At 44.0% G+C, this 25,674-nt stretch carries 26 protein-coding genes; 13 read left to right on the top strand and 13 right to left on the bottom strand.

The genetic code is table 11. The features are described from left to right. Window positions 1-449: 449 nt before the first annotated feature. From RB160_RS19775 to RB160_RS19755, 5 genes are all read left to right on the top strand, one after another. Window positions 450-2,237, top strand: coding sequence for a TIGR04190 family B12-binding domain/radical SAM domain protein (locus RB160_RS19775; protein ID WP_316572163.1), 1,788 nt, complete (start codon window positions 450-452; stop codon window positions 2,235-2,237). 151 nt (window positions 2,238-2,388) lie between these two features. Next, window positions 2,389-3,165 (top strand): transporter substrate-binding domain-containing protein, encoded by a 777-nt coding sequence (locus RB160_RS19770; protein WP_316572162.1) that lies wholly within the window; start codon window positions 2,389-2,391, stop codon window positions 3,163-3,165. A 71-nt stretch (window positions 3,166-3,236) separates the two neighbouring features. Beyond that, a complete protein-coding gene (locus RB160_RS19765; protein WP_316572161.1) occupies window positions 3,237-3,902 on the top strand; it encodes an amino acid ABC transporter permease in 666 nt (221 codons plus the stop codon). 12 nt (window positions 3,903-3,914) lie between these two features. Beyond that, the gene (locus RB160_RS19760; RefSeq protein WP_316572160.1) at window positions 3,915-4,658 is read left to right on the top strand and encodes an amino acid ABC transporter ATP-binding protein; all 744 of its coding nucleotides are present in this window, start codon (window positions 3,915-3,917) and stop codon (window positions 4,656-4,658) included. Between the two features lie 190 nt (window positions 4,659-4,848). Further along, window positions 4,849-5,028, top strand: a complete 180-nt coding sequence (locus RB160_RS19755) for a hypothetical protein (protein ID WP_316572159.1) — start codon at window positions 4,849-4,851, stop codon at window positions 5,026-5,028. Window positions 5,029-5,216: 188 nt separating this feature from the next. Here RB160_RS19755 and RB160_RS19750 read toward each other — a convergent pair whose 3' ends face one another. The 6 genes from RB160_RS19750 to RB160_RS19725 all read right to left on the bottom strand — a co-directional run bounded on the left by RB160_RS19750 (window position 5,217) and on the right by RB160_RS19725 (window position 11,457). Beyond that, window positions 5,217-6,422, bottom strand: a complete 1,206-nt coding sequence (locus tag RB160_RS19750) for an MFS transporter (protein ID WP_316572158.1) — start codon at window positions 6,420-6,422, stop codon at window positions 5,217-5,219. Between the two features lie 382 nt (window positions 6,423-6,804). Next, on the bottom strand, window positions 6,805-7,512 hold the full coding sequence (locus tag RB160_RS19745) for an ABC transporter ATP-binding protein (RefSeq protein WP_316572157.1): 708 nt from the start codon (window positions 7,510-7,512) through the stop codon (window positions 6,805-6,807). After that, a complete protein-coding gene (locus RB160_RS19740; protein ID WP_316572216.1) occupies window positions 7,512-8,291 on the bottom strand; it encodes an ABC transporter ATP-binding protein in 780 nt (259 codons plus the stop codon). Before RB160_RS19740 ends, RB160_RS19745 begins: the two co-directional genes overlap by 1 nt. Then, the gene (locus tag RB160_RS19735) at window positions 8,266-9,237 is read right to left on the bottom strand and encodes a branched-chain amino acid ABC transporter permease (RefSeq protein ID WP_316572156.1); all 972 of its coding nucleotides are present in this window, start codon (window positions 9,235-9,237) and stop codon (window positions 8,266-8,268) included. Before RB160_RS19735 ends, RB160_RS19740 begins: the two co-directional genes overlap by 26 nt. Window positions 9,238-9,248: 11 nt before the next feature. Further along, entirely contained in the window at window positions 9,249-10,127 is an 879-nt protein-coding gene (locus RB160_RS19730; RefSeq protein WP_316572155.1) for a branched-chain amino acid ABC transporter permease, read from the bottom strand. A gap of 145 nt (window positions 10,128-10,272) precedes the next feature. Then, the gene (locus RB160_RS19725) at window positions 10,273-11,457 is read right to left on the bottom strand and encodes an ABC transporter substrate-binding protein (RefSeq protein WP_316572154.1); all 1,185 of its coding nucleotides are present in this window, start codon (window positions 11,455-11,457) and stop codon (window positions 10,273-10,275) included. 281 nt (window positions 11,458-11,738) lie between these two features. On the opposite strand from RB160_RS19725, the gene pepT reads away from it, so the two are divergent. Beyond that, window positions 11,739-12,971, top strand: coding sequence for a peptidase T (gene pepT, locus RB160_RS19720; protein WP_316572153.1), 1,233 nt, complete (start codon window positions 11,739-11,741; stop codon window positions 12,969-12,971). Between the two features lie 84 nt (window positions 12,972-13,055). On the opposite strand, the gene RB160_RS19715 is transcribed toward pepT, so the two are convergent. From RB160_RS19715 to RB160_RS19685, 7 genes are all read right to left on the bottom strand, one after another. Next, window positions 13,056-14,264, bottom strand: coding sequence for an ABC transporter permease (locus tag RB160_RS19715; RefSeq protein ID WP_316572152.1), 1,209 nt, complete (start codon window positions 14,262-14,264; stop codon window positions 13,056-13,058). Then, window positions 14,265-15,149 (bottom strand): ABC transporter ATP-binding protein, encoded by an 885-nt coding sequence (locus tag RB160_RS19710; RefSeq protein ID WP_316572151.1) that lies wholly within the window; start codon window positions 15,147-15,149, stop codon window positions 14,265-14,267. Window positions 15,150-15,320: 171 nt separating this feature from the next. Further along, the gene (locus tag RB160_RS19705) at window positions 15,321-16,340 is read right to left on the bottom strand and encodes a LacI family DNA-binding transcriptional regulator (protein WP_316572150.1); all 1,020 of its coding nucleotides are present in this window, start codon (window positions 16,338-16,340) and stop codon (window positions 15,321-15,323) included. An 89-nt stretch (window positions 16,341-16,429) separates the two neighbouring features. Then, window positions 16,430-17,245 (bottom strand): carbohydrate ABC transporter permease, encoded by an 816-nt coding sequence (locus RB160_RS19700; RefSeq protein ID WP_316572149.1) that lies wholly within the window; start codon window positions 17,243-17,245, stop codon window positions 16,430-16,432. Then, window positions 17,245-18,105: a carbohydrate ABC transporter permease gene (locus RB160_RS19695; RefSeq protein ID WP_316572215.1), complete on the bottom strand. Its 861-nt coding sequence runs from the start codon at window positions 18,103-18,105 to the stop codon at window positions 17,245-17,247. Before RB160_RS19695 ends, RB160_RS19700 begins: the two co-directional genes overlap by 1 nt. A 243-nt stretch (window positions 18,106-18,348) precedes the next feature. Further along, window positions 18,349-19,656: an ABC transporter substrate-binding protein gene (locus RB160_RS19690; protein WP_316572148.1), complete on the bottom strand. Its 1,308-nt coding sequence runs from the start codon at window positions 19,654-19,656 to the stop codon at window positions 18,349-18,351. A 287-nt stretch (window positions 19,657-19,943) separates the two neighbouring features. Further along, window positions 19,944-20,273, bottom strand: a complete 330-nt coding sequence (locus tag RB160_RS19685; protein ID WP_316572147.1) for an MGMT family protein — start codon at window positions 20,271-20,273, stop codon at window positions 19,944-19,946. Between the two features lie 270 nt (window positions 20,274-20,543). Here RB160_RS19685 and RB160_RS19680 point away from each other — a divergent pair, with 270 nt between their 5' ends. From RB160_RS19680 to RB160_RS19650, 7 genes are all read left to right on the top strand, one after another. Further along, complete coding sequence (locus tag RB160_RS19680; protein WP_316572146.1) at window positions 20,544-21,788, top strand: GGDEF domain-containing protein; 1,245 nt, start codon at window positions 20,544-20,546, stop codon at window positions 21,786-21,788. Window positions 21,789-22,035: 247 nt separating this feature from the next. Continuing rightward, entirely contained in the window at window positions 22,036-22,752 is a 717-nt protein-coding gene (locus tag RB160_RS19675) for a YebC/PmpR family DNA-binding transcriptional regulator (RefSeq protein ID WP_316572145.1), read from the top strand. A gap of 249 nt (window positions 22,753-23,001) precedes the next feature. After that, window positions 23,002-23,358, top strand: a complete 357-nt coding sequence (locus RB160_RS19670) for a tyrosine-type recombinase/integrase (RefSeq protein WP_396954750.1) — start codon at window positions 23,002-23,004, stop codon at window positions 23,356-23,358. 17 nt (window positions 23,359-23,375) lie between these two features. Further along, on the top strand, window positions 23,376-23,705 hold the full coding sequence (locus RB160_RS19665; RefSeq protein WP_316572143.1) for a tyrosine-type recombinase/integrase: 330 nt from the start codon (window positions 23,376-23,378) through the stop codon (window positions 23,703-23,705). 191 nt (window positions 23,706-23,896) lie between these two features. Beyond that, window positions 23,897-24,091, top strand: coding sequence for a hypothetical protein (locus tag RB160_RS19660; protein WP_316572142.1), 195 nt, complete (start codon window positions 23,897-23,899; stop codon window positions 24,089-24,091). A gap of 120 nt (window positions 24,092-24,211) precedes the next feature. Then, window positions 24,212-24,868, top strand: coding sequence for a BA5345 family protein (locus RB160_RS19655; protein ID WP_316572141.1), 657 nt, complete (start codon window positions 24,212-24,214; stop codon window positions 24,866-24,868). 219 nt (window positions 24,869-25,087) lie between these two features. Next, complete coding sequence (locus RB160_RS19650) at window positions 25,088-25,273, top strand: hypothetical protein (RefSeq protein ID WP_316572140.1); 186 nt, start codon at window positions 25,088-25,090, stop codon at window positions 25,271-25,273. Window positions 25,274-25,674: the final 401 nt, after the last annotated feature.

The following is a 25,674-nucleotide window of genomic DNA, read 5'->3' as shown; positions in this document are numbered from 1 at the left end:
TGAAAAAGGCCGGGAAACCCAAACCGGCCAAATGGCATGCCACTGGCCGATGCTGGGACAAACCTATTCCGGGTTTGTTTACTGACATTATCGCAAATTCTTCATCACCCTCCTATTCAGCAAAAGCAATATTTTATGTACTACTTTAGTAGTAAATGTGAAACCGGTTATCAATGTCCATAAATTTGAAGGATTTACAACCTGGTTTGTCACGCTTTTGTCAATCTATGGCAAACCCTGCATGTGCTTTTTATACTACACTGAAAGTGAATGGTTGATGGCATTTTTGAAATAATTATTTGTGAAAAAGTTCACATTTTGTCGATTTTTATTTGGTCTTCAAGGTTCAGCCTACATAAATATAAATCTCTCACTTCCCTTGTTTGTTGGCCATGCCTTTCCAACATAGAGTAATTGTGGGAGCAAACTACTTTACAGAGGGTGACGAAATGAAATACGATTTGGTTCTTTTGCATGCCCCGAGTGTTTATGACTTCCGGAAAAGTTCACTTCTAGCCGGCCCAATCAGCGATGTTGTCCCGTCCTCACCAGTTTTTGAAATGTACCCGATCGGCCTGACGAGCATTGCCGATTATCTAGAAAGATACGGCCTAAAGGTTAGAATTATCAATATTGCGAACAGGATGCTGATGGATCCTGATTTCGATGTCGAGAAAAAGTTAGCGAACATTCAGGCCCGGGCCTTTGGAATTGACCTTCACTGGCTTCCCCATGCCCATGGCAGCATAGAACTGGCCAAAATCGTCAAAAGGCTCCATCCCGACACGCCAATCATTTTCGGCGGCCTGTCTTCCACCTATTATCATAAAGAATTAATTGAATATCCGTGTATCGACTTTGTCGTGCGAGGCGACTCGACCGAAAAATTAATGCTCATGCTTATGAACAAGCTCGAGTTCGGGAATGTCCATTTTGAGGATATTCCGAACCTGACGTGGAAAAAAGGCACGGAAATCGGTTTTAACCCCCTCTCCTACGTACCTAAGGACCTGGATGAATTTGACGTCCCCGGCTACCGCTACACTATCCGGTCTGTTTTCAAGTATAAAAATTTCATGGATCCCCTTCCCTATAATGGCTGGCTCCAATATCCGAACACAGCCATCCTGACAGCAAGGGGCTGCACCCAGAATTGCCTCATTTGCGGTGGATCGAAGGAAGGCTATGAGCAGAACTGTAACCGGAAGTCACTGGCCCTAAGGTCGCCGGGAAAATTAATTGAGGATATCCTATTCATCCAGCGCTTCAGCAGAGCACCGATTTTCATCCTTCACGATATCCGCCAGGGCGGCAAAAAATATGTCGATGAGTTTTTCCGCCTCCTAAAGGGCATAAATTTGAAAAATGAACTCGTATTTGAATTATTTCAGTATGGGGATGAAAGCTTTTTTAAAAAAATCAATGAAGCTGTTCCCCAATACAGCATCGAACTAACACTTGAAACCCATGATGAAAAGCTGCGGCTCCTGAACGGAAAATTCAATTGTACAAACGAAAAGGTGATAAACACTCTTCAATCCGCCCTTAAGCACGGCTGTAAGAAGATTGACCTGTTCTTTATGGTCGGGATTCCCGGCCAGACCACTCAGAGCGCTCTTGAAAACATTAATTTTGCCGAAAGGATCCATCTTGCATGCGGCAAGGACCCGCGCCTGTTCTATTTCGTCGCCCCGCTGGCGCCGTTCCTTGACCCGGCGAGCGCGGCTTTTGAGGATCCGGACCGCTACGGCTACAAAAAGCTCTGCCATACGCTCGAGGACCACCGCAAGGCGATCACCCAGCCATCGTGGAAGCATATGCTAAGCTATGAAACAACGGATATGACCCGGGATGATATTGTGAATGCAACCTATGAATCCGCAAGGCTCCTGAATGACTTCAAGTTAAAGTACAATCTGATTGACCTTGAAAGCTATCATGATATCGAAAATAAAATAGAAAAATCCATTCATTACATTGAAAGAATCGACCATTTGCTTACTCTTCCAGAAAAAGAATACGAAGAAGAACTGGCAAATATCAAAAAGGAAATTGAGGATTTGAACAAGCACAGCATTTGCGGAAGCAATGAGCTGAAGTGGGAGGTCCAAAAGAACTATGCGAACTTCTTCTCCCTTGCCATGGTCGGCCTTGAACAGCTTTATGAGGAATATGCCATAAAACTCCGCAAGCAATTTCATCCAAAAATACGCCACCAGGTGAAACTGGACGTATAGCGTAATGAGCCCTTGATTGGGCTTTTTTTTATTGCCTGGTTTTCTTTTTCCATCAAAGAATAAAATTATTTTTTCGAGAAATAGGATTATTATACTGGTATAAGGGTAAATACTCTTATCACTCTTCGGAGAAAGGAGTTTTACCGATCGCATGAATATGTGGAAATTATTTGCTTTTTGCTTACTTACTATCTTGCTTTTATCAGGCTGTGCCGAGAAGCACAAGCTCGACGATGGAAGCGAACTTATCCGCGAAGGGGAGTTTGCTTTTGCTGCCTCCGGTGAATTCAAGCCTTTCAGTTATATGACCGATGACCTTAAAATGACCGGGTTCGATGTAGAAGTTGGAAAAGCCGTCGCAAAGGAAATGGGGCTTAAGCCTGTTCCAAAAAGGATGAAGTTCAAAGGAATTGTTGAAGGGGTTAAAACCGGCCGGGCAGACGCCGCTGTTGCCTCACACACCATCAATCCCCAAAGGAGCAAACATGTCTCCTTTTCTACTCCCTATTATTATTCGGGGCCACAAATCTTTGTCCGTCCCGATAGCGGCATTAAAACGGTCGAGGATTTAAAAGGGAAGGAAGTTGCCGTCGCAAAAGGCTCTACATACGCCGATACTGCCAGCAAATATACCTCCAATCTAAAAATGTACGATAGCGACATTACCGCCCTGAAGGCCTTGAGCATAGGAAGGCATGATGCGGTCATCACCGATTTTGTCACCGGGAAAAGCGCTAAAAAGGAAGGATTCGATATAGAGGGCCGCCAACTTATCGAACGCAGTGAGCAGGCAATTGTCCTTCCACAGGATAATCCCGCCCTTCTGAAAAGGGTAAACGATGCTCTTGAAGCGCTCAGGAAAGACGGGACCCTACGCGAAATCTCGTTAAAGTTTTTCGGTGAAGATATTACACAAAAACCTGAATAGCCAATCCGTGTCCTAAGGCCCCACCTTTTTTAGGCATTGAAAAGAAATCAGTGAGAAAGGAAGATTCCAATTTGCCTAGTTTTTCACACTTCTTCAATACGTTGATCAATAGCAGCGGCCTGTTCATGGACGCCATGCTTTTAACATTAAAGCTTACCGTTGTATCGGTGCTCGTCGGAATTGTCATCGGGTTGTTTTTTGCCCTTTTAAAAATTTCAAAGGTAAAAGTGCTCGGATATATTTCGGACATTTATGTATACCTTGTGCGTGGTACCCCGCTCATTGTCCAGATTTTCATTTTGTATTTCGGGATAAGCGGCATCTTTCTTTTGCCAGACTTCTGGGCTGCCTCTTTGGCGCTAGCCTTTCACAATGGCGCGTACATTGCCGAAATATTCCGCGGCTCCATCCAGGCGGTCGATAATGGCCAAATGGAAGCGGGCCGTTCACTCGGGATGAGCAAAGGGCTTACGATGCGGAGGATTATTTTGCCTCAAGCATTCCGCCGTGCCCTCCCTCCGCTTGGCAACCAATTCATTATCGGTCTTAAAGACTCGTCACTCGCCGCCTTTATTTCAATGAACGAGTTGTTCAACGTGGCGACTACACTCGGATCAAACAACTTCGACGAAATGACGTACTTGCTGATTGTCGCGGTCTACTACCTGATCCTGGTAGCCCTGCTCACATTCATCGTCAACCGTTTTGAAAAGAGACTGGCCGTCAGCGACCGATAGGAGGAAATGTGAATGGAAACACGTGAAATGATAAAAGTCGAAAACTTAAATAAATCATTCGGAGATTTGCATGTTTTAAAAGATATTAATCTATCCGTCTATGAAAGTGATGTTGTTTGCCTTGTCGGTGCGAGCGGCTCTGGTAAAAGCACCCTGCTCCGCTGCCTGAACTTCCTTGAAAAAAAGGACCGAGGCAAGATCATTCTCAGTGGCCGGGAAGTTCTCCCTGAAACCCATGATATCAATGAAGTCCGCCAGCATGTCGGCATGGTGTTCCAGCACTTCAATCTTTTTCCGCATATGACTGTGCTTGAAAATATAATCGAAGCCCCAGTCCATGTGAAAAAGGTTTCTAAGGAGGAAGCGTCAAAGGAAGCGATGGAGCTCCTCCGAAAAGTCGGGCTTGAGGATAAGGCGGATGTGTATCCAAGCAAGCTTTCGGGCGGGCAAAAGCAGCGTGTCGCCATCGCCCGTGCGCTTGCCATGAAGCCGGATATCATGCTTTTTGACGAACCGACATCAGCGCTTGACCCGGAACTTGTCGGCGAGGTGCTCCAGACGATGAAGGAGCTTGCAGATGATGGGATGACGATGGTTGTCGTTACCCACGAGATGGGCTTTGCTCGGGAAGTTGCCGATTGGATGGTGTATATGGATGATGGATATATTATTGAAAAAGGCAACCCAGAAGAATTTTTCACCAATCCGAAAGAGGAAAGGACCCGCGAGTTCCTCAGTACTACTGGTTTGAAATAACAGATTGCCTGGGTGCAGAGAGCAAATGAGCCCCCCTTGGAACGGCTTGCCGATAATCCAAGGGGGGTTTTTAATGGGGGTTGGTTGTATCCATCGGTGTTTGCCTAGAATTTTAGCGTTTTGTTTTATGTAACCGGGTTTTAGTGACTTCCTTTTTGAATTTTCCCCAATCAATGTCACTCAACCGGATTTGAGTGACTTCCTTTTTGAATTTTCCCCAATCAATGTCACTCAACCGGATTTGAGTGACTTTCTTTTCGGATTTTGCTCAATCAATGTCACTCATCCGGATTTGAGTGACTTCCTTTTTGAATTTTGCCCGATCAATGTCACTCATCTGGATTTGAGTGGCTTCCTCTTCGGATTTTAGCCTAACAATGTCACTTACCTGAGTTTATACACCTAATATTTCATAACTAAACGACGGGTATCTGTAGCTACTACTTATTCATAATGTGTACTTTTTTATTTCCTATTGTACTGAAGTACTTTTGCAAAATCGGGTTTACTAACAAAAAAAGATGCCCACAACCCAGGCACCTTCTCAAGTAAAGCAATTTAATTAAGCTCGATGTTCTTCGTTTCGCGTCCGAGGAAGAATACGGCTGCCGCACCTATGAGAATGGACACGCAGAAAATCGAAAATATGACCTGAATTGAGTACCCTTGCGCGGAAAGATACGGAACCAAAAGCGGCCCCAGAATACCCCCGACCCTTCCAAACGAAGCAGCCATACCCGTACCTGTTCCCCTTACAGAAGTAGGATATTGCTCTGGTGAGTACGCATAAAGCGCTCCCCATGCCCCCAGATTAAAGAACGACAGGAATGCGCCAGCCGTAAGCAAGACCCAGAGTGTGTCTGTTGTACCGAAGAAATACGCGCTTGCCGCTGTTCCCGCCAGATAGACAATAAGGACGAATTTCCTGCCAATTTTCTCGATAAAATAAGCGGCCGTAAAATAGCCCGGCAGCTGGGCCAAGGTCATAATCAATACATATTGAAAGCTTTTAATCATGCTGAAGCCCTTCATAATCATGACAGATGGAAGCCATAAAAACATTCCGTAATACGAAAAAACGACACAGAACCAAAGGATCCAGAGCATGACAGTTGGACGGAGATACTCTCCCGACCACAGCGTCTTTATCCCTTCAAGCACCGATGGCTTCTTCTTATCCTGAAGAGTCACGTAACGCGGCGAATCCGGGAGATTAATCCTTAGGTAAATGGCATAAAGCGCCGGGATGGCTCCGAGGATAAGCGCTGTCTGCCACCCGAATTTCGGAATGACAAAATAGGAAATGAGCGCCGCTATCAGCCAGCCAAATGCCCAAAAGCTTTCAAGTAGCACGACAACCCGTCCCCGCTTCTCCGCCGGGACGCTCTCGGCAACAAGGGTCGATGCGACCGGGAGTTCCCCGCCAAGGCCCATGCCAATCAGAAAACGGAGAATAAGGAAAATGGCCAGTGAGGTCGTCAATGCTGATAGCCCACTGCCGATTGAAAATAATAACAAAGTAATAATAAAGACATTTTTGCGGCCAACTTTATCAGCCATAAGTCCGAATAAAAGCGCCCCCACAGCCATACCGATTGAGTTAATGCTGCCAATCCAGCCCATCTCTTTTGGCGTCAGGCCCCAATCAATTTTAAGTGCGGCTATGATGAACGAAAGCATCCCTACATCCATTGCGTCAAACATCCAGCCGAGTCCGGCGATCCCTAACAGCTTCTTCTCTGAGATTGTTTTTATATTTTTCATCTTTTCCCCCTGCATTTTACTTTCAATATTTTATACTACCCATCTTTCACTCTTTTCAGTTGGCTGTTTTTTATTTTAACAGGTGTCAAGACACTTATCACCATATTTTTTTCAAAAAAAATATTTCCCAGGAAACAAAATTCGCCGAAAAACGCCAAAAAACCATCCGCCCAGCTTAGGACGGATGGTTTTGAAATGCAATTTAATACCCTGAAAATACGGCAGCCCGCGATTTAAAGTTGCACGTAAAAAACATTAGGCAGAAATCTCAGTCATCCAAAATACTTTGGTCTGCAACCAAAGATACATTGGCCCCCAATTATCACCCAAAATACGCTTAGCCGCAAACTTATATGGCTGCCTAAATACATTTAACCCGATTTTAATGCCCGCCAAGATACGCCATTTTTACTTGTTCGCTTTCATTTAGCTCCGCGGCTGTTCCTGAAAGGACGACCCGGCCAGTTTCAATGACATAAGCCCGATTGGCAATTGACAACGCCATATGGGCATTTTGTTCGACAAGGAGAATGGTTGTGCCAGTTTCATTAATCTCGGAAATAATTCTAAAAATCGTTTTTACAAGAAGTGGTGCAAGGCCCATGGACGGCTCATCAAGAAGCAGGAGCCGTGGCCTGGCCATAAGGGCACGCCCCATGGCGAGCATCTGCTGTTCCCCGCCCGACAGTGTGCCTGCTTGCTGTTTCTTCCGCTCCAATAGCCGCGGGAAAAGATCGTAAACTTTTTCGAAATCAGCCTTAATGCCCGCTTTATCTTTTCGAAGATACGCCCCAAGCTCCAGGTTTTCCTCCACCGTTAAATTGGAAAAAACCCGGCGCCCCTCTGGTACATGGGAAATACCCTGTTTAACAATTATCTGGGCAGCCTTCCCTGCTATATTCTCTCCTTTAAAGTTGATTTGGCCCCGCTTTGGCTTCAAGAGCCCTGAAATGGTTTTCAACAAGGTGCTTTTACCGGCACCGTTCGCACCAATGAGCGTAACAATCTCGCCTTCATTTATTTCAAGGGAAACATCCTTCAATGCATGGATATTTCCGTAGTACACATTAATTCCATCCACTTTAAGCATCAAGATACCTCCTCGCCCAAATACGCCTCGATTACCTTCGGATTGTTCCTGATTTCTTCAGGTGTTCCTTGAGCAATCAGCTGTCCGTGGTCAAGGACGTATATCCGTTCACAGACCCCCATAACAAGTCCCATGTCATGCTCTATTAGCAGCACTGTCAAATGGAAACGCTCCCTAATAAACGAAATCAGGCTCATAAGTTCCCTCGTTTCCTGCGGGTTCATCCCGGCCGCTGGCTCATCGAGAAGCAGCAGTTTGGGATTCGCCGCGAGCGCACGGGCAATTTCAAGCCTCCGCTGCTGCCCATAAGGAAGGTTTTTCGCTTTTTCATCCCTGAAACGATCAAGCCCAAAAATTTTCAGGAATTCAATTGCCTTGTCATCCATTTCCCGTTCTCCCTCAAAATGCTTAGGAAGGCGGAAAACCGAGCTTGGTATTCCATGCTTCGCCAACGAATGGTAAGCGACTTTAACATTGTCAATAACGGATAGCTCGCCAAAAAGACGGATATTCTGGAATGTCCGGCTGACACCCTTTCTTGTAATTTTAAAAGGAGGAAGCCTTCTCAGGCTCTCGCCATCAAGCTTGATCTCGCCTTCAGTCGGAACGTAAACGCCCGTCAGCAAGTTGAAGAAAGTTGTCTTCCCTGCGCCGTTCGGGCCAATCAGGCCAACCAGTTCACCCTGGAACAATTCCAGATTCACGTTCCATACCGCTTTCAGACCGCCAAACCGTATTCCGGCATTTTCCACCTTAAGCAACGGAGTGCCCTGTGCCATCATGGTCACCTCCTGCCTTTTTCGATTTTTTAAAGAATGATGTGATTTCCCTTGTCCCCAATAGGCCCTGCGGACGATAAAGCATGGTTAATATAAGGATAATGCTGTATAAAATCATCCTCGTTTCAGGATATGCCTGCAGGACTGTTGAAACAATCGTAAGGAGGATGGCGGCGATAACCGATCCCGATAGGCTGCCAAGACCGCCAAGGACAACAATGATCAAAATGTCGAACGATTTTAGGAAACCGAAATTGGACGGCTGGATGATGTAGAAGTTATGCGCGAAAATCGCGCCCGCTACCCCAGCGAAGAACGCGCCAATCGCGAAGGCGACCACCTTATAGTAAGTTGTGTTAATCCCCATTGCATCGGCTGCCGTTTCATCTTCCCGAATTGAAATGCAGGCCCTGCCGTGGGTGGAATTCGTGAAGTTGACAATGACAACGAGCGTGATCATAACACAGGCGAATGTCCAGGCCCACGTACTCATCTGCATAACCTGCATGCCGCTTGCTCCGCCAACGTAGTCGAAGTTTAAGAGAGCGATCCTGACAATTTCACCGAATCCAAGGGTTGCAATGGCGAGATAGTCCCCTTTCAGGCGAAGGCTCGGGATGCCGATGATCAGCCCCGCGACGGCGGCCGCAAGTCCACCTACAATAATTGCAACCGCGAACGGCAGCTCGAACATCATAGTCATTATTGCCGAGGAATAGGCCCCGACTGCAAGAAAACCCGCATGGCCGATGGAGAATTGGCCTGTAATCCCAATGATCAAATGAAGGCTTGCCGCGAGCATAATATTAATGCCCATTGTAACCAGGGCATTAACATGGAAAATATTCAATACTTCTCCGGTTATCATCGCCTGGATTATAAAAAAGAAAATGATCGACAGTACAATTGAGAGCCAGAAGCCTTTTCCGCGTTTTACGTATTTCATCTTGCTCCCCCCTATACTTTCTCTCTCACATTTTTTCCGAATAGTCCTGACGGAAGGAAAATAAGAATCAGGATGAGGACAATGAACGCGACACCGTCACGCCAGAGCGAGTAGCCAGCAGCGCTGACCAATGCCTCGATCACCCCAAGCAGAAGACCTCCCACCATCGCTCCCGGGATAATGCCAATTCCTCCAAGAACCGCGGCGACGAACGCCTTAAGCCCTGGAATTATGCCCATCAGGGGCTCGATTTTTGTATAATAAATCCCGAAAATGACTCCAGCCGCACCGGCAAGTGCAGACCCAATCGCGAACGTGGCTGAAATGGTATTGTTTACATTTATGCCCATCAGCCTTGCCGCATCGGCATCATGGGATACGGCCCTCATCGCCTTGCCAATTTTCGTCTTATGGACAATGAATTGAAGGATAATCATCAGGGCTACCGAGATACCAAGGATAAAGAGAGACTGGCTGCTGACGTTCACCCCAAAGAGATTAATCGTTTCATTAGGAAGGACATTGTCGGGGTACGCCTCAGGCTGGGCTCCCCTGACATAAATGACGCTGTATTCTATGAGAAGGGATACGCCAATCGCTGTAATCAATGCGGCAATCCGCGTGGCGTTCCGAAGCGGCTTATAGGCAATCCTCTCAATCAGTACACCGAATAGGGAACAAACGGCCATTGTTAGAATAAGTGCTGGAAAAAAAGAGAGTTCAAGAATCGTAATTGAATAAAAACCGACAAATGCACCGACCATAAAAACATCGCCATGGGCAAAATTAATGAGTTTTACAATTCCATATACCATCGTATAGCCAAGGGCAATGAGTGCATAAATACTTCCTAGTGAAATTCCGTTTATCAACTGCTGTACAATTTCCATAATTTTTACTCCCCTTGAAAGATACTATTATTGGTGTTCCTTATTGGGTTTCCTCCTTTTTCATTCTCCAACAGTCATTTCTTGTTAAAAGCTCCTTAACCCAAAATAGGGGGACAATGCCCCCTATTCAGCTTTTTAATGATTCTTATGGATTAACCTTCGTTTCGAAAGCTTGCTGCCCATTCTCGTATTTCAGGATAGCGGCAGATTTAATAGGATTATGGTTTTCATCCAGGGTAAGTGTACCCGAGACAAGCTGAAGATCCTTTGTTTCCTCAAGAGCCTTTTGAATTTTTTCTGGGTCTGCGCTGCCGGCGCGCTTAATTGCATCTGCCAGATAATAGGCTGTGTCATAGCCTAGAGCCGCGAAGGCATCCGGTGATTTACCTTTGTTAGCATTCTTAAATGCATCTACAAACTCCTGGATTTTCGGATCCGGATCCGCTGAAGAGTAATGGTTTGTAATAAACGTATTATTTAGGGCGTCCGCACCTGCCAGCTCAACCAGCTTTGGCGAATCCCAGCCGTCGCCGCCCATAATTGGCACATCAAGGCCAATTTCGCGCGCTTGCTTAACAATTAGGCCGACTTCTTCATAGTAGCCAGGAAGGAAGATGAAATCAGGATTTTGGGATTTCATACGTGTCAATGTTGCCCTGAAATCGGTGTCCTTTGCCAAATAGGCAGCGTCTTCAAGTACTTCTCCGCCTTTTGCTTTAAAAGCTTCTTTAAATGCCGCAGCAAGCCCTTTCGAATAGTCACTGGCTGTATCAATAAAGACGACTGCCTTCTTGGCTTGCAGCTCATCGGTCGCGAAGTTGGCAGCAACAGTTCCCTGGAATGGGTCGATGAAGCATGTCCTGAATGCAAAGGAATTCAGCTTGCCGCCTTTGCTGGTTACATCCGGATTCGTACCGGTTGGTGTAATGATTGGAACCTTATGCTTTTCTGCAAGTTGGATTTGCGCTAGTGTATTTCCGCTAGTCGCAGCGCCGATTATCGCAGAAACCTTATCCTGGCTGATCAATTTAACCGCCCCGGCTGTCGCTTCCGAAGCATCTGACTTATTATCGAATTTTACAAGCTTGATTTTCTTGCCATCAATACCTTCTTCATTGATTTCTTTTACAGCCAGCTCAAGTCCTTCCGCAATCGATTGCCCATAGGAAGCTACTCCTCCAGAAAGCTCAACGTTTACCCCAATCTTTATCGTTTCGCCGTCTTTCTCCTTCCCGTTCGATCCGCTGCTTTCCTTTGTGCCGCAGCCCGCTATTATGCCCGCGATTAAGGAAAATGATAGAAAAATGCCTGCCAACTTTCTCTTCTTCATTACTAGGTCCCCCTTCTCTTTTTAACCTTAACTACTTTTTAATACTGAAAATAAACTTAATTCGCAATAAAAGCAATATTCTGAAAACATTGTACATGATTCCCCCGTTTCCGTCTAGTCTTTTAAAAGTTTCTTGCCATAGCTTTTTTGTTTTTACTTTCTTCTTTTTTCGACAACCGCCTATTAATTTTATCCTCTTATATCTTCCATTTCCGTGATTTGTATTATAATGGCTTTACAGTAGAAATGTTTTTCATTACATAAGTAGGAGTTGGTCAATTTTGAAACATGAAATTATTGAACGGTTTATTTCCTATGCCCGAGTGAACACCCAATCGGATGAATCGAGCACATCCTGCCCGTCCACTACTGGCCAGCTAGACCTTGCCCGGATGCTTGTTGATGAACTGAAAGAGATTGGAATGGAAGAAGTATCGATGGATGAAAACGGTTATGTCATGGCAACCCTGCCTGCCAATACGGACAAGGATGTACCAACGCTCGGCTTTCTCGCCCACCTTGATACTGCCACAGATTTCACCGGCAAAGGGGTAAACCCGCAAATCGTCGAGAACTATGATGGCAAAGACATTGTCCTGAACAAAGACTTGAATGTTGTGATGAAAACAAGTGATTTCCCGCAACTTTCTGATTACATCGGACACACGCTGATTACAACGGACGGGAAGACCCTCCTTGGAGCGGATAATAAAGCGGGCATAGCGGAAATCATGGCGGCGATGGCTTATCTGATTAAAAACCCAGAAATCAAACACGGGAAAATCAGGGTTGCTTTTACTCCGGACGAGGAAATCGGCAGAGGCCCTCATAAATTCGACGTCGGCGCATTCCAGGCAAAATACGCCTATACAGTTGACGGCGGGCCAATCGGTGAACTTGAATATGAAAGTTTCAATGCTGCTTCAGCAAAATTGACATTCAAGGGGACGAATATCCACCCTGGAACAGCAAAGGGAAAGATGGTCAATTCGGCTAAAATCGCGATGGAATTCCACCGGATGCTGCCTGCAGAGGAAGCGCCCGAATTCACGGAAGGCTATGAAGGCTTTTACCATTTAATCTCCTTTAACGGGGATGTCGAGGAAACGAAAGTTTACTATATCATCAGGGATTTTGACCGCGCCAGCTTCGAGGCAAGGAAGGAAAAGATGATTAAAATCGCGGATGAGCTCAGGAAAGTCCATGGCGAAGACGCCATCCAGCTTGACCTGAATGACCAGTACTACAATATGCGTGAAAAAATCGAACCTGTGAAGGAGATTGTTGATATTGCCCATGAGGCGATGACAAACCTTGGGATTACTCCAATCATCAAACCAATCAGGGGCGGTACGGACGGTTCCCAGCTTTCCTACATGGGCCTCCCTACGCCGAATATTTTTACTGGCGGGGAAAATTTCCACGGGAAATACGAATTTATTTCTGTAGACAATATGCTAAAGGCAGTCGATGTCATCATTGGGATTGCCAAGCTGTTCGAGGAAAAGGCATAATAATTCAACGAGGCAGGGGACGAATCCCCTGCCTCGTGTATTTTAAAAGATAATGTAGAAATTTCTCTAGCTCAAGCGATCTCCTTACATCTCAGCGTTTTTTACCATTTTAACAATATCTGCAAGATTTGTTTTTCCGCTGTATCTCATAACGCCTTTTGCATATATACGATTAGCTACATAGCTTAATACGACAATCGCGGCGAGCAATACGGCAATTGAAAGGAAAATCTCAACCAGCCCTGCCTCTCCAAGGACAATCCGGGAGAAAACGACCATCGGCGAGAAGAATGGAATGTAGGAACTAACTAGGACAATTGTCGCATTTGGGTCGAGCATAGTCTTCATTCCAAGCAGGAAGGCTCCCATCAGCAAAATAGAGACCGGGAAGATGATGGAACCGATGTCCTCCATCCTGCTGATAACCGATGTTATCGAGGCAAACAACAGGGCATAAACGAAATAGCCAAGAACAAAGAACAGGCTTAGGAATAAAAATATTTTCGGATTCAATACAGACAGATCAAGCGGCATTCCAAAAATCTCAAGTTCGCCCGATGTCCATCCAAGCATCTTCGCAACCCCGTAGGCAAGGGCAACCATACCGATTTGAATCAACCCCGACACCATCGCCGCAATGATTTTTGCATACATCATGGTTACCGGCTTTACTTTTGTTATCATGATTTCCATGACTCTTGATGTCTTCTCACCGGCAATGCTTAACGAAACTGTATTGCCGAACATGATGATAAACATGTACATGAGAAAAAGGAAGAAATAGACGAGGCCGAGTGACTCTGTTTTCTTGAGCGCGATTTCTTCAATTTTCACGGGCGTCAGCAAGGAGCCTGCAACAGCGGGATCGAGCTTATTCTCCGAAATGACTGTATTTAGGTACTGGGGCTGCATAACGGAATTAATCAGGCCAAGGACCTGGAAATCAACCATTCGGCGGAAATAATAGTCCACTTTAGGGGCATCACCGCTGCCCGACACGATGATTAAAGCATCGGCATTGCCATCCTTCACCTGCTTCTTGATCCCTTCAACCTTATCATCCGTAATTTCTTTGACATCGGCAAAATCCGCTTTTTCCCCGCTAGTGTCAAAGGAATAACCCGTGGACTGGTTGCTGACGTACACAGTCATTTTTTCATCGTTGCCAAAGTAATGCGTGAAACCGAAATAGCCAAAAATCGCGGCGAATAATACAGCGGCAGTGATGATAAAGCCTTTCCCGGACAATCCTTCTTTTAAATGAAACCGCAATACTGTAAGGAATTTTTCCATTTAGCCCACCCTCTCGACAAAAATTTGATGGAGCGTCGGCTCAAGCAGGGAAAAGTTCTGGAGTGGAACACCTCCAGCCTCCGCGGCTTTCAGTATTTCCATCCCTTCCTTTTCGTTATGTACCTTCGCGATAAAAACCAGGCCATTTTTCTCAAACGGCATATTTAATTGCTTAAAAATTGGTTCGAGTGGACCAGATGAAGTGATCCGTAGATTCTTGTATCCATACTCATCCTTTACCGTCTGAAGCTTTCCGGATACGACTATATCTCCTTTTTTCATCATGCAGACATTTTCGCAGAACATCTCGATTGACTCCATCCTATGGCTTGAAAGGATGATCGTTTTTTCCTGTTTGACAAGCTCTTCAATGACATTGCCCAGCATAGTGGCATTGACCGGATCAAGGCCACTGAATGGCTCGTCAAGTATAATAATCTCGGGGTCATGCAGCAATGTGGCAATGACCTGGATTTTTTGCTGGTTCCCTTTTGACAGCTCGCTAGCCAGCTTGTTCTTATACTCGGTAATTTCAAACTTCTCCAGCCAATAATCAATCCGTTCATTTGCAAGCTTCCGGCTCATCCCTTCAAGCTGCCCAAAGTACCGAAGTTGTTCTGAAATTTTTGTCTTTGGATACAGCCCCCTTTCTTCAGGAAGATAGCCTATCGACAACTCCTCCCTGCGGAACGGCCGCCCCTCCCAAAGTATCTCTCCGCTGTCAGGGCGAACCAGCCCCAGCATCATTTTAATCGTTGTTGTTTTTCCGGCGCCATTCCTGCCAAGCAGGCCAAGTACTTGGCCTTTAGGCAGCTGAACGGAAACATTGTTTACAGCAACATTATCGCCGTACCGCTTTGTCAAATTCCGAATTTCCAGCCCCATTCTTTCCCTCCTCCATATTTTTTAAGTCAAATTTATAAATGATATCTAGCACTCCTCTTATAATAATCCATTTCCGGCCTTTTAAGGGTAATATTTTAATAAAAGTAACATTTCTCCATAAGAAAAAACCCGTGGCCTCTCACGGGTTTCCTTCGTAGCTGTTTTGTTTTTTCAAATTATCGAAGCACAGGATTTTCGTTCAATCAGTTTCGCCGGTAGAATTACCCCTTTCGGCTCTACTTCAGGATTTTCAACCTTTTCAATTAAATATTGTGTAGCCAGATAGCCAAGCCGGATTGTGCCAATATCTATGGAAGTCAAAGGCGGATTCGAATGTTCCGAAAGTGAAAGGTTGTTGAAGCCGGCAATTGAAATGTCAGCCGGCACCCTAATGTTGTATGATTCAAGACAGCCAATCATTTCATGCGCAAGCAAGTCATCGAGAGTGATGACAGCTGTTGGGCGTCTTTCTATATCCAAAAGAGCCTTGACCGCATCCTTCCCGTTCCCCGCAACCATATCATTTGTAAATGTGTACTGCTCTACATAAGGAATTCCAGCCTCCGCCAAGGCCTCCCGGTATCCCTTAAGCCGGTCAATTGTCACCACGAAGTCGGGATCCCCGCCAACAAAAGCAATCTTTGTATGGCCGAGGCCGATTAAATACTCGGTCAACTGCTTCGTTATCCCAACATTGTCGTTATCGACGTACGTAATCGAATTTTTATTTTTATACGGCCTTCCCACCAATGTAAAAGGAAACCCGCTTTCCATTAGGTATTCCATTGTCCGGTCCTTCATTCTTGAATACAGCAGAATAAGCCCATCTACCCGCCGGCCCATTACCATGGACACAACCTCTTCATGGATTTCAGCCTGGGTGGAGCCTGTTGAAAGGTAGATTCCATACTTTGTTGCATGGGCATGCTTGCTGATCCCCCTTAACACCTCCGGGAAGAAGGGGTTTTGAAAGGCTTTTTCCGCGGAGGCAGGCATAATCACCCCGATAGTTCTCGTACTTTTAGCAGCAAGGCTCCTTGCCTGGAGATTCGGGTAATAGCCAAGCCGTTCCATTACTTCTTTAACACGCCGCTTCGTCTTGTCACTGATCCGGGGACTGTCGGCAATAACCCTTGACACGGTGGAAGGCGCCACATTTGCTTCTTTTGCAACCTCTTTTATCGTAACCATCCTGCTTCCTCCCGGTACTCAAATGCATCTAGCTTCTAATTCTCCATCTCATCTTTATAGCATGATATTAGGCTTGCTGCCAATGCCGATTATTTAACTGCCCCTTCTGATATCCCTTTTATAATCTGCTTTTGCGCAAAGAAATACGCAATGATGACCGGAATAATCCCAATCGTCAGGCCAGCGAGGGCAAGATGCCATTGCTTCGTGTATTCACCGAAAAAGAAGAACATTTTCAACGGAATCGTTTCCATGCCCTCCTGGTTGATGACAAGTGATGGAAGGAGATAGTCATTCCAAATCCAGATTGTATTCAGTATTCCCACCGTAATCGTAATGGGCTTCAGCATTGGGAAAATGATATACCAAAAAATCTGGAATTTGTTCGCTCCGTCAATCGTGGCTGCTTCATCGAGCGATTTCGGGATTGAATTCAGCGTACCATGATAAAGGAAAATCGACAGGCTCGCTCCGAAACCGAGATACATAAAGACAAGGCCGCTCCGATTCAACATATCAATCTTTCCGAAAATTGTGACGAGCGGAATCATAACGGACTGGAACGGAATGAGCATTGCCGCCACAAACATGAAAAAGATAATTGTACTAGTTTTGCTTTTGTTCCGTGAAAGGGCATATGCCGCCATTGACGAAAACACAATAATGATTGCAACACTCGCAACGGTAATAATGAGCGAGTTCATAAATGTCTTCAGAAAATCGAGCTGTGTAAAGGCGACGATATAGTTTTCAAAACTAAATATTTCCGGCAGCTTTAATGTATCGGAAAAGATTTCCCGCTTTGTTTTAAATGAATTGACAATCATCAGATAAAAGGGTGAAAGCCACAGAAGCCCAAGAAAAAGCCCGAGGAATTCGATTGGCAATTTGGCTTTGCGTTTCATTAAAGCTCAACCTCCCTTTTCTTGTTAATGTAAACCTGTGTCAGCGAGATAATTGCCACGATAATGAAAAAGATAACCGCTTTGGCTTGCGCGTAAGACATATTCAATTCAACGAACGCCGTTTTAAAAATTTCCATCGCGACCATCTGCGTCGAATTGTACGGCCCCCCGGCAGTGAGGGAAAGGTTTTGGTCATACAGCTTAAACGTGTTGGACAAAGTCAGGAACATACTTACCGTAAAGGCTGGCGCGACAAGCGGAAGAACGATATAGCGAAGGCGCTGGAATGAGCTCGCACCATCAATCTCGGCTGCTTCCAGCAGTTCGTGCGGTACGCCCTCTAAATAGGCAATGTAGATGACCATGATATATCCGGACATCTGCCAGCTCATTAAGATGACAAGCCCCCAAAAGCCTGTTTCTGTGGTGGACAGCCAGCCCTGCAGGCTTTCCACTCCCATTAGGCTGCCAATCCCGTCAAACACCTTCATAAAAATAAACTGCCAAATGAAACCAAGAATAAGTCCGCCAATCAAATTTGGCATAAAAAAGATTGTCCTAAGAAAATTGCTGGACTTAATCCTTGATGTAACAATAAGCGCTAGCGATAGGCCGATCAGATTGATCATGATAATCGAAACGACCGAAAACTTGACCGTAAACCACAGGGCGTCCATGAACTTTTTATCACTGAATATATTGATATAGTTTTCAAAACCAATGAAACCGCCTGTTTCGATGCCGTTCCAATTTGTAAAAGAATAATAGATACCAAGGCCGAGCGGCAAAATAACAACCATCGACAACGCCAAAAGGACTGGGGCAAGAAAAAGCCAGTAAGATAAATCCTTCGTTCGCAGCATGTATAACCCTCCACATCTTTCGCTCGTTCTCCTTTATAACTTTTCAGAAAAAAGGCAACTGAAGCTTCGCTTTATCTAAAACGGCGCCAAATGGCCAAGCCGCCATCGTTTTCAAATTTATAAATAATGGAAACTAATCGCTACTATTAACAAAGGGGCTGACCCATAAGGTGTTCGCCTTATTGAATCAGACCCTTTGTCTCATGAATGTGGTACCTGAATATGTTTCATTTGCCTAATCTATTTATTCCTTGCTTTTTCCCATGCTTCTTTTGATACGTTAACAACATCATCCCATTTAGCCTTGTCTGTTACATATTTCTGGATTTCGATGCCCAGGGTGTCCTGTCCCCATCCTGTTGGATAGCCCATGAATGTCCAGCCAATCGTCTTGCCTTCCTCGGCATACTTGTAGATATCCTTGGCAAGCGGATCTGATATTTTGGAAGAATCGTAGCCGCCATAGGCAGGAATGAATTTAAAATCGTTCAGGACTGCTTCTTTTCCTTCGTCGGAAGTGTAGAGCCAGTCAAGGAACTTCTTCGCTTCTTTAATTGTTGCTTCATCCTTGTTGCTGTTTATGCCCCAGTACATAGGGATACCGACAGGAATAGAATCTTCCTTATAGCCTTCAACAGGGATTGGCAGGAGGCCGATGCCGTTATCGGCGAATTCCTGGTCGATGCCCGCGATTGACCCGTATACCCAGTTACCCTGCTGGATCATTGCGACCTTTTGAAGCGAGAACAATTCTTCAACTTGTTTGGAATAGTCAAGGCTTACAACAGGCTGTACAGAATACGTATTCTGAAGGTCAAGGACCTTTTTGAAGCTGTCGCCATATGTGAAATCAACCTTCTTTGCTTCAAAAGCCTTTAAAACATTGCCGTCAAACTCACCCGCTAGGAAAGCGTTGGATAAATGAAGGCCCGTGACCCACGTTTCCTTTGCAGGAAGAGCAAATACTGCCTGCAGCCCCAGCTCTTTCTTCTTGCTGTCGAGTGTTTTCACAGCTTCTTCAAGAGCGGCGTAGCTCTTGATATCATCAGGATTGATGCCTGCCTTTTCGAAAACGGCCTTATTGTAGATTAAGCCATAGCCTTCCTGGTTGAATGGGAGACCCATTACTTTACCGTCGACTGTTACGCCATCAAGAGTTCCCTCAAGTGCGGCCTCCGCGGCTTTTGTGTCTGACAAATCAGCAAGCTTGGACTTCCAGTCTTCAACGTCCTGAGGGCCGCCGACATTGAAGATGGCAGGCTCCTTGCCTGATGCAATCTTGGATCTTAGCGCGGCGCCGTAATCTTCACCGCCGCCAACTGTGGTGATATTAATTTTTACGCCTTTGTTTGCTTTTTCATATTCTTTCGCAACCGCTTCAAACTGATCTTTAAACTCTACTTTAAACTGGAAAATATCCAGTGTAACGTCCTTCTTCTTTGAGTCTGTATCCTTGGAACCGCCCGATGAAGATGAACAACCGGCCAGTACAAGGCTAAGCAACAGGACAACTGCGAACAGGCTTGAAAAAAGCTTTTTCTGTTTCATGACAAACCCCCGTTAATTAAATGTTAAGCGCACCAATGAAAGCGTTTGCGCACGCCTCTAAAAAATTCCGCCCTCTATTGAGCGGTAAATACAAGCACAACTTTTTGTGAAATCGTTTGCACTAAGGCTTTTAAAAAAAGCGCAGTCAAGCAATATACCAATGATTTAACCGCACAACCCCCTTTCTAACTTAGGAAAACGTTTGCACAAACTTACCTATTTATCGTATCACGTCTTCAATAAGGCTGACAATCTTTTAATTTTCAAAATTTAACAAATCTCGTTCGTTACGGTTCCCAAAAGTCATCGATCGGATCGGGCTGATGTCCGAAAGACCCCAGGTTGACCCTGTTTCCCGCTACGGCCACCCCTTCTGATTCAAGCAGCAAAGTTTGCTGAAAACGCGCTTCTTCATCCTGGATGGCAATTTCGCCTCGGCCGTTTACAACCCGATGCCAGGGCAGATTATGCTTTTTGCTCATGGAATGGAGTACCCGGACGACCTGCCGTGCCGCCCTCGGACTCCCCGCAAGTCTTGCGATTTGTCCATATGTCGCCACCTTTCCTTCTGGAATGGCACGGATAATCTCGATTGTTCTTTTTGTGAATGGTGTCATTTTTTGTCTCGCTTTCTAGAGGACTGTTATTGTTTAGATTATGTAAGGGGACTTAACTAGGGCCAAGGGTAGCCCCTTTTCTTTAAAAGATAGTTTACCATACAACTAATCTACTCATTGACAGAATCAATAATATTATTGAAAATATTACCATATAAAACAAATGTTTCTGATTACTCTAAAAATAATTATGCAAACGATATCAACTTTAAAGTATTATTAAAGGTATAGGATTGGGAAGGGGCAGCAACTGCAATGTGGAGAGCAAGATTGTTTGATTTTTTATTGTTTTTTTCCGCGCTGGCAATAGCCGTTCAAACGCGGGGCTTGGATGTCGAAGTAAACCTGTTTATTAAAGCATTGTTTTTGTTTTGGGCTTTTTCAACCCTCTACCATCGTTTGCGTGTCGTCAAAAAAACTGGCAATACGACAGTCGATTATGGGATAAGCTACAGCTTGTCGTTTGGAATTTTTGCTGGGCCGCTTGGCCTGTTCATCTTTGAAACGATTTACCGGTTTACGGTTTACATTAACCGGAAACGGACAAAAACAGCTGACCCGGAAGAGTTTTGGGATACGTTCTATAACATTGGATCATTTTCGCTTGCTTATTCGGCTGCCTACTATTTGTACAATCTGTTGATTCCATTCTTTGAACCCCTGCCATTTGGGTTTTGGATTTTACTATTTTTGCTCGTATTTGTTACTTCGTTTCTAATAGATACTTTTTTGATTACCGTATTTTATATGCTTGGTGATGTGAAAACCTTTGGGGATGCGTATGATTTTTACAAAAGCAGAAGCCTGATCGATACGGGGAAAACGGCATTAACGAATGGCCTGCTGCTTCTTTTCATCCATCAAGCCGAATGGGGGACACTATTGGCCCTTTTCTTATTGAATTACCTTGTCAGCTTGTCATTCTTCTCAAAATCCCAAAGTATCCAGGATAAATATGAGAGGGACAAGTTTGAACAGATGGCTTATACAGACTACCTAACCGGCATCAATAATAGGGCCTTTATGGACAAGAAGATGACAGAGCTGAGCCAGACCGAGGAGTATATCGGCGTTGTTGTCGCTGATATCGACAAATTCAAAAGCATCAACGACAACTACAACCACTCCGTCGGCGACCAGGTCATCCGGCATTTTGCCAATCAACTGAAAAGTTACCTGAATGTAAACGACAGCCTCTTCCGGAGCGGGGGTGAAGAATTTACACTGTTCCTCAGAAACAGGAATTACGCCCAATGTGTAGATTTGGTTGAAAGAATTTTGCGTAGGGTGGAAAACAGCACCGTCGAAGTTGAATTCGGTTCTGAAACAGTTCCCATCTCCTATACGTCATCTTTCGGGCTTTATTTTTATAAAATATCCGAACAGGTTCCCCTTGAAAAAGGGTATATAGTTGCCGACCAGCTGCTACTAGAATCAAAGCAGGATGGCCGTAACCGGCTTACCGCTGTAAACGGTTGCAGCAATGCTTGCAAGCCTGTTCTTGTAAAAAACTAAAGGGGACTTAATAAAACGCTGATTTAACACCGAATCAGCGTTTTTTATTTCCCGTTCGTCAGAAAAACTTTTTGGAACTTGTTAACATTTTGCAATTTAATTTCTTGATAAAATTGTTGTATAATAATTCGTGGTGATTTTTTTCGGCTATTGTTTTCCGATCAAGATATAGGAGTAAGGATATTTATTTTGGTAATGGCATCCCATCATCCCATGGATATTTATTAGGAAAGAGAGTGTGTTCAGAATGGGCCGCAAATGGAATAACATCAAGGAGAAAAAGGCATCCAAGGATGCGAATACAAGCCGTATTTATGCCAAGTTTGGCCGCGAGATTTATGTAGCTGCCAAGCAGGGCGAGCCGGATCCCGAATCGAACCAGGCACTCAAGGTCGTCCTCGAGCGAGCAAAAACATACAATGTGCCCAAAGCGATTGTTGACCGTGCGATTGAAAAGGCAAAGGGCGGTTCCGAAGAAAACTATAGCGAACTGCGTTATGAAGGCTTTGGGCCAAACGGTTCAATGGTCATTGTCGATGCCCTTACAAACAATGTGAACCGGACCGCTTCGGAAGTCCGCGCGGCGTTTGGCAAAAACGGCGGAAATATGGGAGTCAGCGGATCTGTGGCCTATATGTTCGATGCGACAGCAGTTTTCGGAGTCGAAGGGAAAACAGCTGATGAAGTTCTCGAACTGTTGATGGAAGCAGACCTTGACGTACGGGATATCCTTGAAGAAGATGATTCGGTCATCGTCTATGCGGAACCCGATCAATTCCATTCCGTTCAGGAAGCGTTCAAAAACGCGGGAATTACTGAGTTTACGGTAGCGGAATTGACAATGCTGGCGCAAAACGATGTAACCCTCCCGGCCGACGCGCAAGCCAAATTCGAAAAAATGATTGATGTGCTTGAAGACCTGGAGGACGTCCGGCAAGTGTATCATAATGTTGATTTGGATTAGAAATCGCATAGTATCAACGTTGCCAACATTTTTGTCTAAAGCAAAATAATCAAAATCGTCAAAGTTGATGATATACGTTTCAACAATCATCATCTTGGGCGATGATATACGTTTGCTCCTTCTCGTGAATGAATTGAATTTCAATACGGAAGGAGCATTTTTGTGCTATTAGACGATTTACACAAGGAATTTCTGTTTCACATGAAGATTAGAGGCTTTAGCCCTCGAACACAACAAAGCAGTAAAACAATGTCAAAAAAATTTATTGCTTACCTCGAGAACGAGCACAAGATTACCGAATTAGAAGAAGTCAAAGCTTTGCATGTTAAACAATACGGAATAATCCTGTCCAAACAAGGACGGAAGGAAACGTACATAAACAGCATTTACAAGGTATTGCGTGGCTTTTTCCGTTATAGCGTTGAAGAAGGTTATCTGTTAGAAAAACATAACCCAACAGCAAACATCAAGTGGTTAAAAGAGCCGAAGGTCGTAATCAATTCTTTCACCAAGGAAGAAGTCCGTAGCATGATTGACGGTTTCAAAATGAATACTTATCTTGAAGCTCGCAACAAACTCATTATCATGACTCTTGCTTTTACTTGAGTAAGAAATTTGGAATTGTGTCACATGATGAACGCAATGTTGGGGAAACAACCATAAGGATTGTCGGCAAAGGCAATAAAGAACGTTATTTGCCAATCTTCCCTGAGCTGAAGAAGTATTTGATTAAATATAATCGCATTAGGGAGCAATTCATGAAGAATGATTTCCGAAAGCATGACAACCTGTTTCTTTCTCAAAATGGCAAACCTTTGACGGTTGTTGCTGTGGAACGGGTGGTTAAGATTGCTGGGGAACGTGCTAAAATCACTCGGAATATACGAATCTCTCCGCACAGTCTACGGCATACATTCGCCCAAATGATGGCAATTCATATTATCTGCACTTAACAATGATTAACGAAACAAGAAGGACAAAAGACAATTGGAAGCAAATTTCGGAGTATTATCATCGTGGCGCCGAAATACTTGCCAATCAATAATCGACCAAAACTCGCTAACCTTGACTGATTAGCGAGTTTTCTATTTTTTTGAAGGATTTTGATTTCTTTTGGCGAATTATGTTAAATGGAGGTGAAATTATGAATAAGTACAGAATTACTTATACTTTAGACAGTGGCAAAGAAATCACTGAATTTGTTGATGGTAATGACCCAAAAGAAGTTTTGAATAAAATTGAAACGTCTGGCATTAAGGAATTTTATGATGAAAAAGGATTTCTTCACAGAATCGTTTTGAGCAAAGTTGCTCATATTTCTGTGTTTAAATATAAATGAGCACTGTAAAACCAAGACCGTTTTAATGTAAGGAGCGCCTTTCTAGGTGCTTTTTTATTTGGCTGAGGAGGAATTTGCCATTAACTGAAGAATTATGGAATTATAATCGGAGGTGAAAAAATGAAATATGAAACAAAATATTTAATACGCTGGGGTATTCCTGGTTGGGTGTTTTTGTTGAGCATATTGATTTTATATGGAACTTATAATAACAAATTCTTTTCTGCTTTTACTACTGACCCTGTGAAATTAATAAGCTTTGTTGTCGCTGTAGCAAGTATTGGTGTTCCAGTCGGCTACATTTTTCATCAAATATATTTTGGGCGCTTTTGGGTTATGTCTAAAAAAAAAGGAATAGAAATGATAATCCAGCACATAGACGGATATAAAAGAAAGTATCGTGAAAAAGATGTAGATGAAGAATATTTTTATTTGGAGTATCTTTGGCAAAGTGAATTGAGCCTGCTGGGGAAAGATCATCGTGATTACATTGCTGAACGTTATCGACATTTATTGTCCACCACCCACAGCTTAGGAGTTTTAACTGTGAGCTTAAGCTGCTCCTTCCTTGTTAACTTGTTTGCATTAAAAGAAATGAACATATTTTGGGGAGATAAAATTTTTTTTGGTGCCATAATATTTTTATTAATTATTATTAATTTGCTCAATTATTGGTATTATTCCTCCAAAACTCACGCTTTTATGGGAATGTTCCTTAACGAATTTATTAATAATAAGGAGCGAAATAAAGAAAGAAAACAAAAGCAAGGTGAATAATATAGTTAAAATGCACCAGTTCATCCGATTGGTGCTTCTTTTTATTTACCTAGAAGGAATTGACAGGTTGCTGTCGAATATTGGGAGGGAAGAAATGGAGGTGAAAATTATGGAAGTGATATTATCACAATTAATTCGTTTAGAACCAATGAACAAAGGCTGGACAACGATAAAAAAAGCTTTGAGTCCAATATAATTCCTCACAAGGGCGATATTATTTTGGATAGCGTATGGAAAGCTGATGAGGAACCGGAAGTAGTAAGTGTCGAAATACATTATGAGGATAATTGGTGTATGGTGCATTTAAAGCCTGTTCACTTAAATACAAATGACCCAGCTTTTTTGAAGGATTATGTGAAAATGACTAAACTTCATGGTTGGGATTCTACACTTGAAACAGACTAATATCGTTTAAGGCGTCAGCATCCGTGAGCTGACGTTTTTATTTTGTATTTAAAGGAAAACAAAGCAAACAAAAAGACCGCAACCCAGTGACGGCAATGGTTTTCCGATATGGATATACCACTTCCTTAGGTTGATTTATGTTATTGTTTTCGTTATGATATACAGAACAATTTTATTCACCAGTTAAGGACGAGCAAACGTTGATTTAATGCGGATTTCAATTCCATTAGAATGGACGTCCGGCAAGTGTATCATAATGTTGATTTGGAAGAATAGGCAAATCCATTCTTTATGCAGGCTTTCCGGTCAGGAAGGCCTGTTTTTTGTTGGCAACGGTGAATCTTTTTGCCGCTCCCAACGTATTTGTTTAATGCGGGCGCATAAGTTTCGCGGCCGGGAAG

It is taken from the genome of Neobacillus sp. YIM B06451, assembly GCF_032667185.1.
Taxonomy (GTDB): Bacteria; Bacillota; Bacilli; order Bacillales; family Cytobacillaceae; genus Bacillus_D.
The sequence above is the reverse complement of the archived record's forward strand: the minus strand, read 5'-3'. Positions and strand labels throughout refer to the sequence as shown.

Bases quoted from the DNA above. Each gene is read 5' to 3' on its own strand.
- RB160_RS19690 (WP_316572148.1), bottom strand. From the start codon at position 19,656: ATGAAACAGAAAAAGCTTTTTTCAAGCCTGTTCGCAGTTGTCCTGTTG.
- RB160_RS19760 (WP_316572160.1), top strand. From the start codon at position 3,915: ATGGAAACACGTGAAATGATAAAAGTCGAAAACTTAAATAAATCATTC.
- RB160_RS19725 (WP_316572154.1), bottom strand. From the start codon at position 11,457: ATGAAGAAGAGAAAGTTGGCAGGCATTTTTCTATCATTTTCCTTAATC.
- RB160_RS19705 (WP_316572150.1), bottom strand. From the start codon at position 16,340: ATGGTTACGATAAAAGAGGTTGCAAAAGAAGCAAATGTGGCGCCTTCC.
- RB160_RS19735 (WP_316572156.1), bottom strand. From the start codon at position 9,237: ATGAAATACGTAAAACGCGGAAAAGGCTTCTGGCTCTCAATTGTACTG.
- RB160_RS19660 (WP_316572142.1), top strand. From the start codon at position 23,897: ATGAATAAGTACAGAATTACTTATACTTTAGACAGTGGCAAAGAAATC.
- RB160_RS19710 (WP_316572151.1), bottom strand. From the start codon at position 15,149: ATGGGGCTGGAAATTCGGAATTTGACAAAGCGGTACGGCGATAATGTT.
- RB160_RS19745 (WP_316572157.1), bottom strand. From the start codon at position 7,512: ATGCTTAAAGTGGATGGAATTAATGTGTACTACGGAAATATCCATGCA.
- RB160_RS19715 (WP_316572152.1), bottom strand. From the start codon at position 14,264: ATGGAAAAATTCCTTACAGTATTGCGGTTTCATTTAAAAGAAGGATTG.
- RB160_RS19730 (WP_316572155.1), bottom strand. From the start codon at position 10,127: ATGGAAATTGTACAGCAGTTGATAAACGGAATTTCACTAGGAAGTATT.
- RB160_RS19770 (WP_316572162.1), top strand. From the start codon at position 2,389: ATGAATATGTGGAAATTATTTGCTTTTTGCTTACTTACTATCTTGCTT.
- RB160_RS19675 (WP_316572145.1), top strand. From the start codon at position 22,036: ATGGGCCGCAAATGGAATAACATCAAGGAGAAAAAGGCATCCAAGGAT.
- RB160_RS19655 (WP_316572141.1), top strand. From the start codon at position 24,212: ATGAAATATGAAACAAAATATTTAATACGCTGGGGTATTCCTGGTTGG.
- RB160_RS19750 (WP_316572158.1), bottom strand. From the start codon at position 6,422: ATGAAAAATATAAAAACAATCTCAGAGAAGAAGCTGTTAGGGATCGCC.
- RB160_RS19740 (WP_316572216.1), bottom strand. From the start codon at position 8,291: ATGGCACAGGGCACTCCGTTGCTTAAGGTGGAAAATGCCGGAATACGG.
- RB160_RS19775 (WP_316572163.1), top strand. From the start codon at position 450: ATGAAATACGATTTGGTTCTTTTGCATGCCCCGAGTGTTTATGACTTC.
- RB160_RS19700 (WP_316572149.1), bottom strand. From the start codon at position 17,245: ATGAAACGCAAAGCCAAATTGCCAATCGAATTCCTCGGGCTTTTTCTT.
- RB160_RS19685 (WP_316572147.1), bottom strand. From the start codon at position 20,273: ATGACACCATTCACAAAAAGAACAATCGAGATTATCCGTGCCATTCCA.
- RB160_RS19670 (WP_396954750.1), top strand. From the start codon at position 23,002: ATGTCAAAAAAATTTATTGCTTACCTCGAGAACGAGCACAAGATTACC.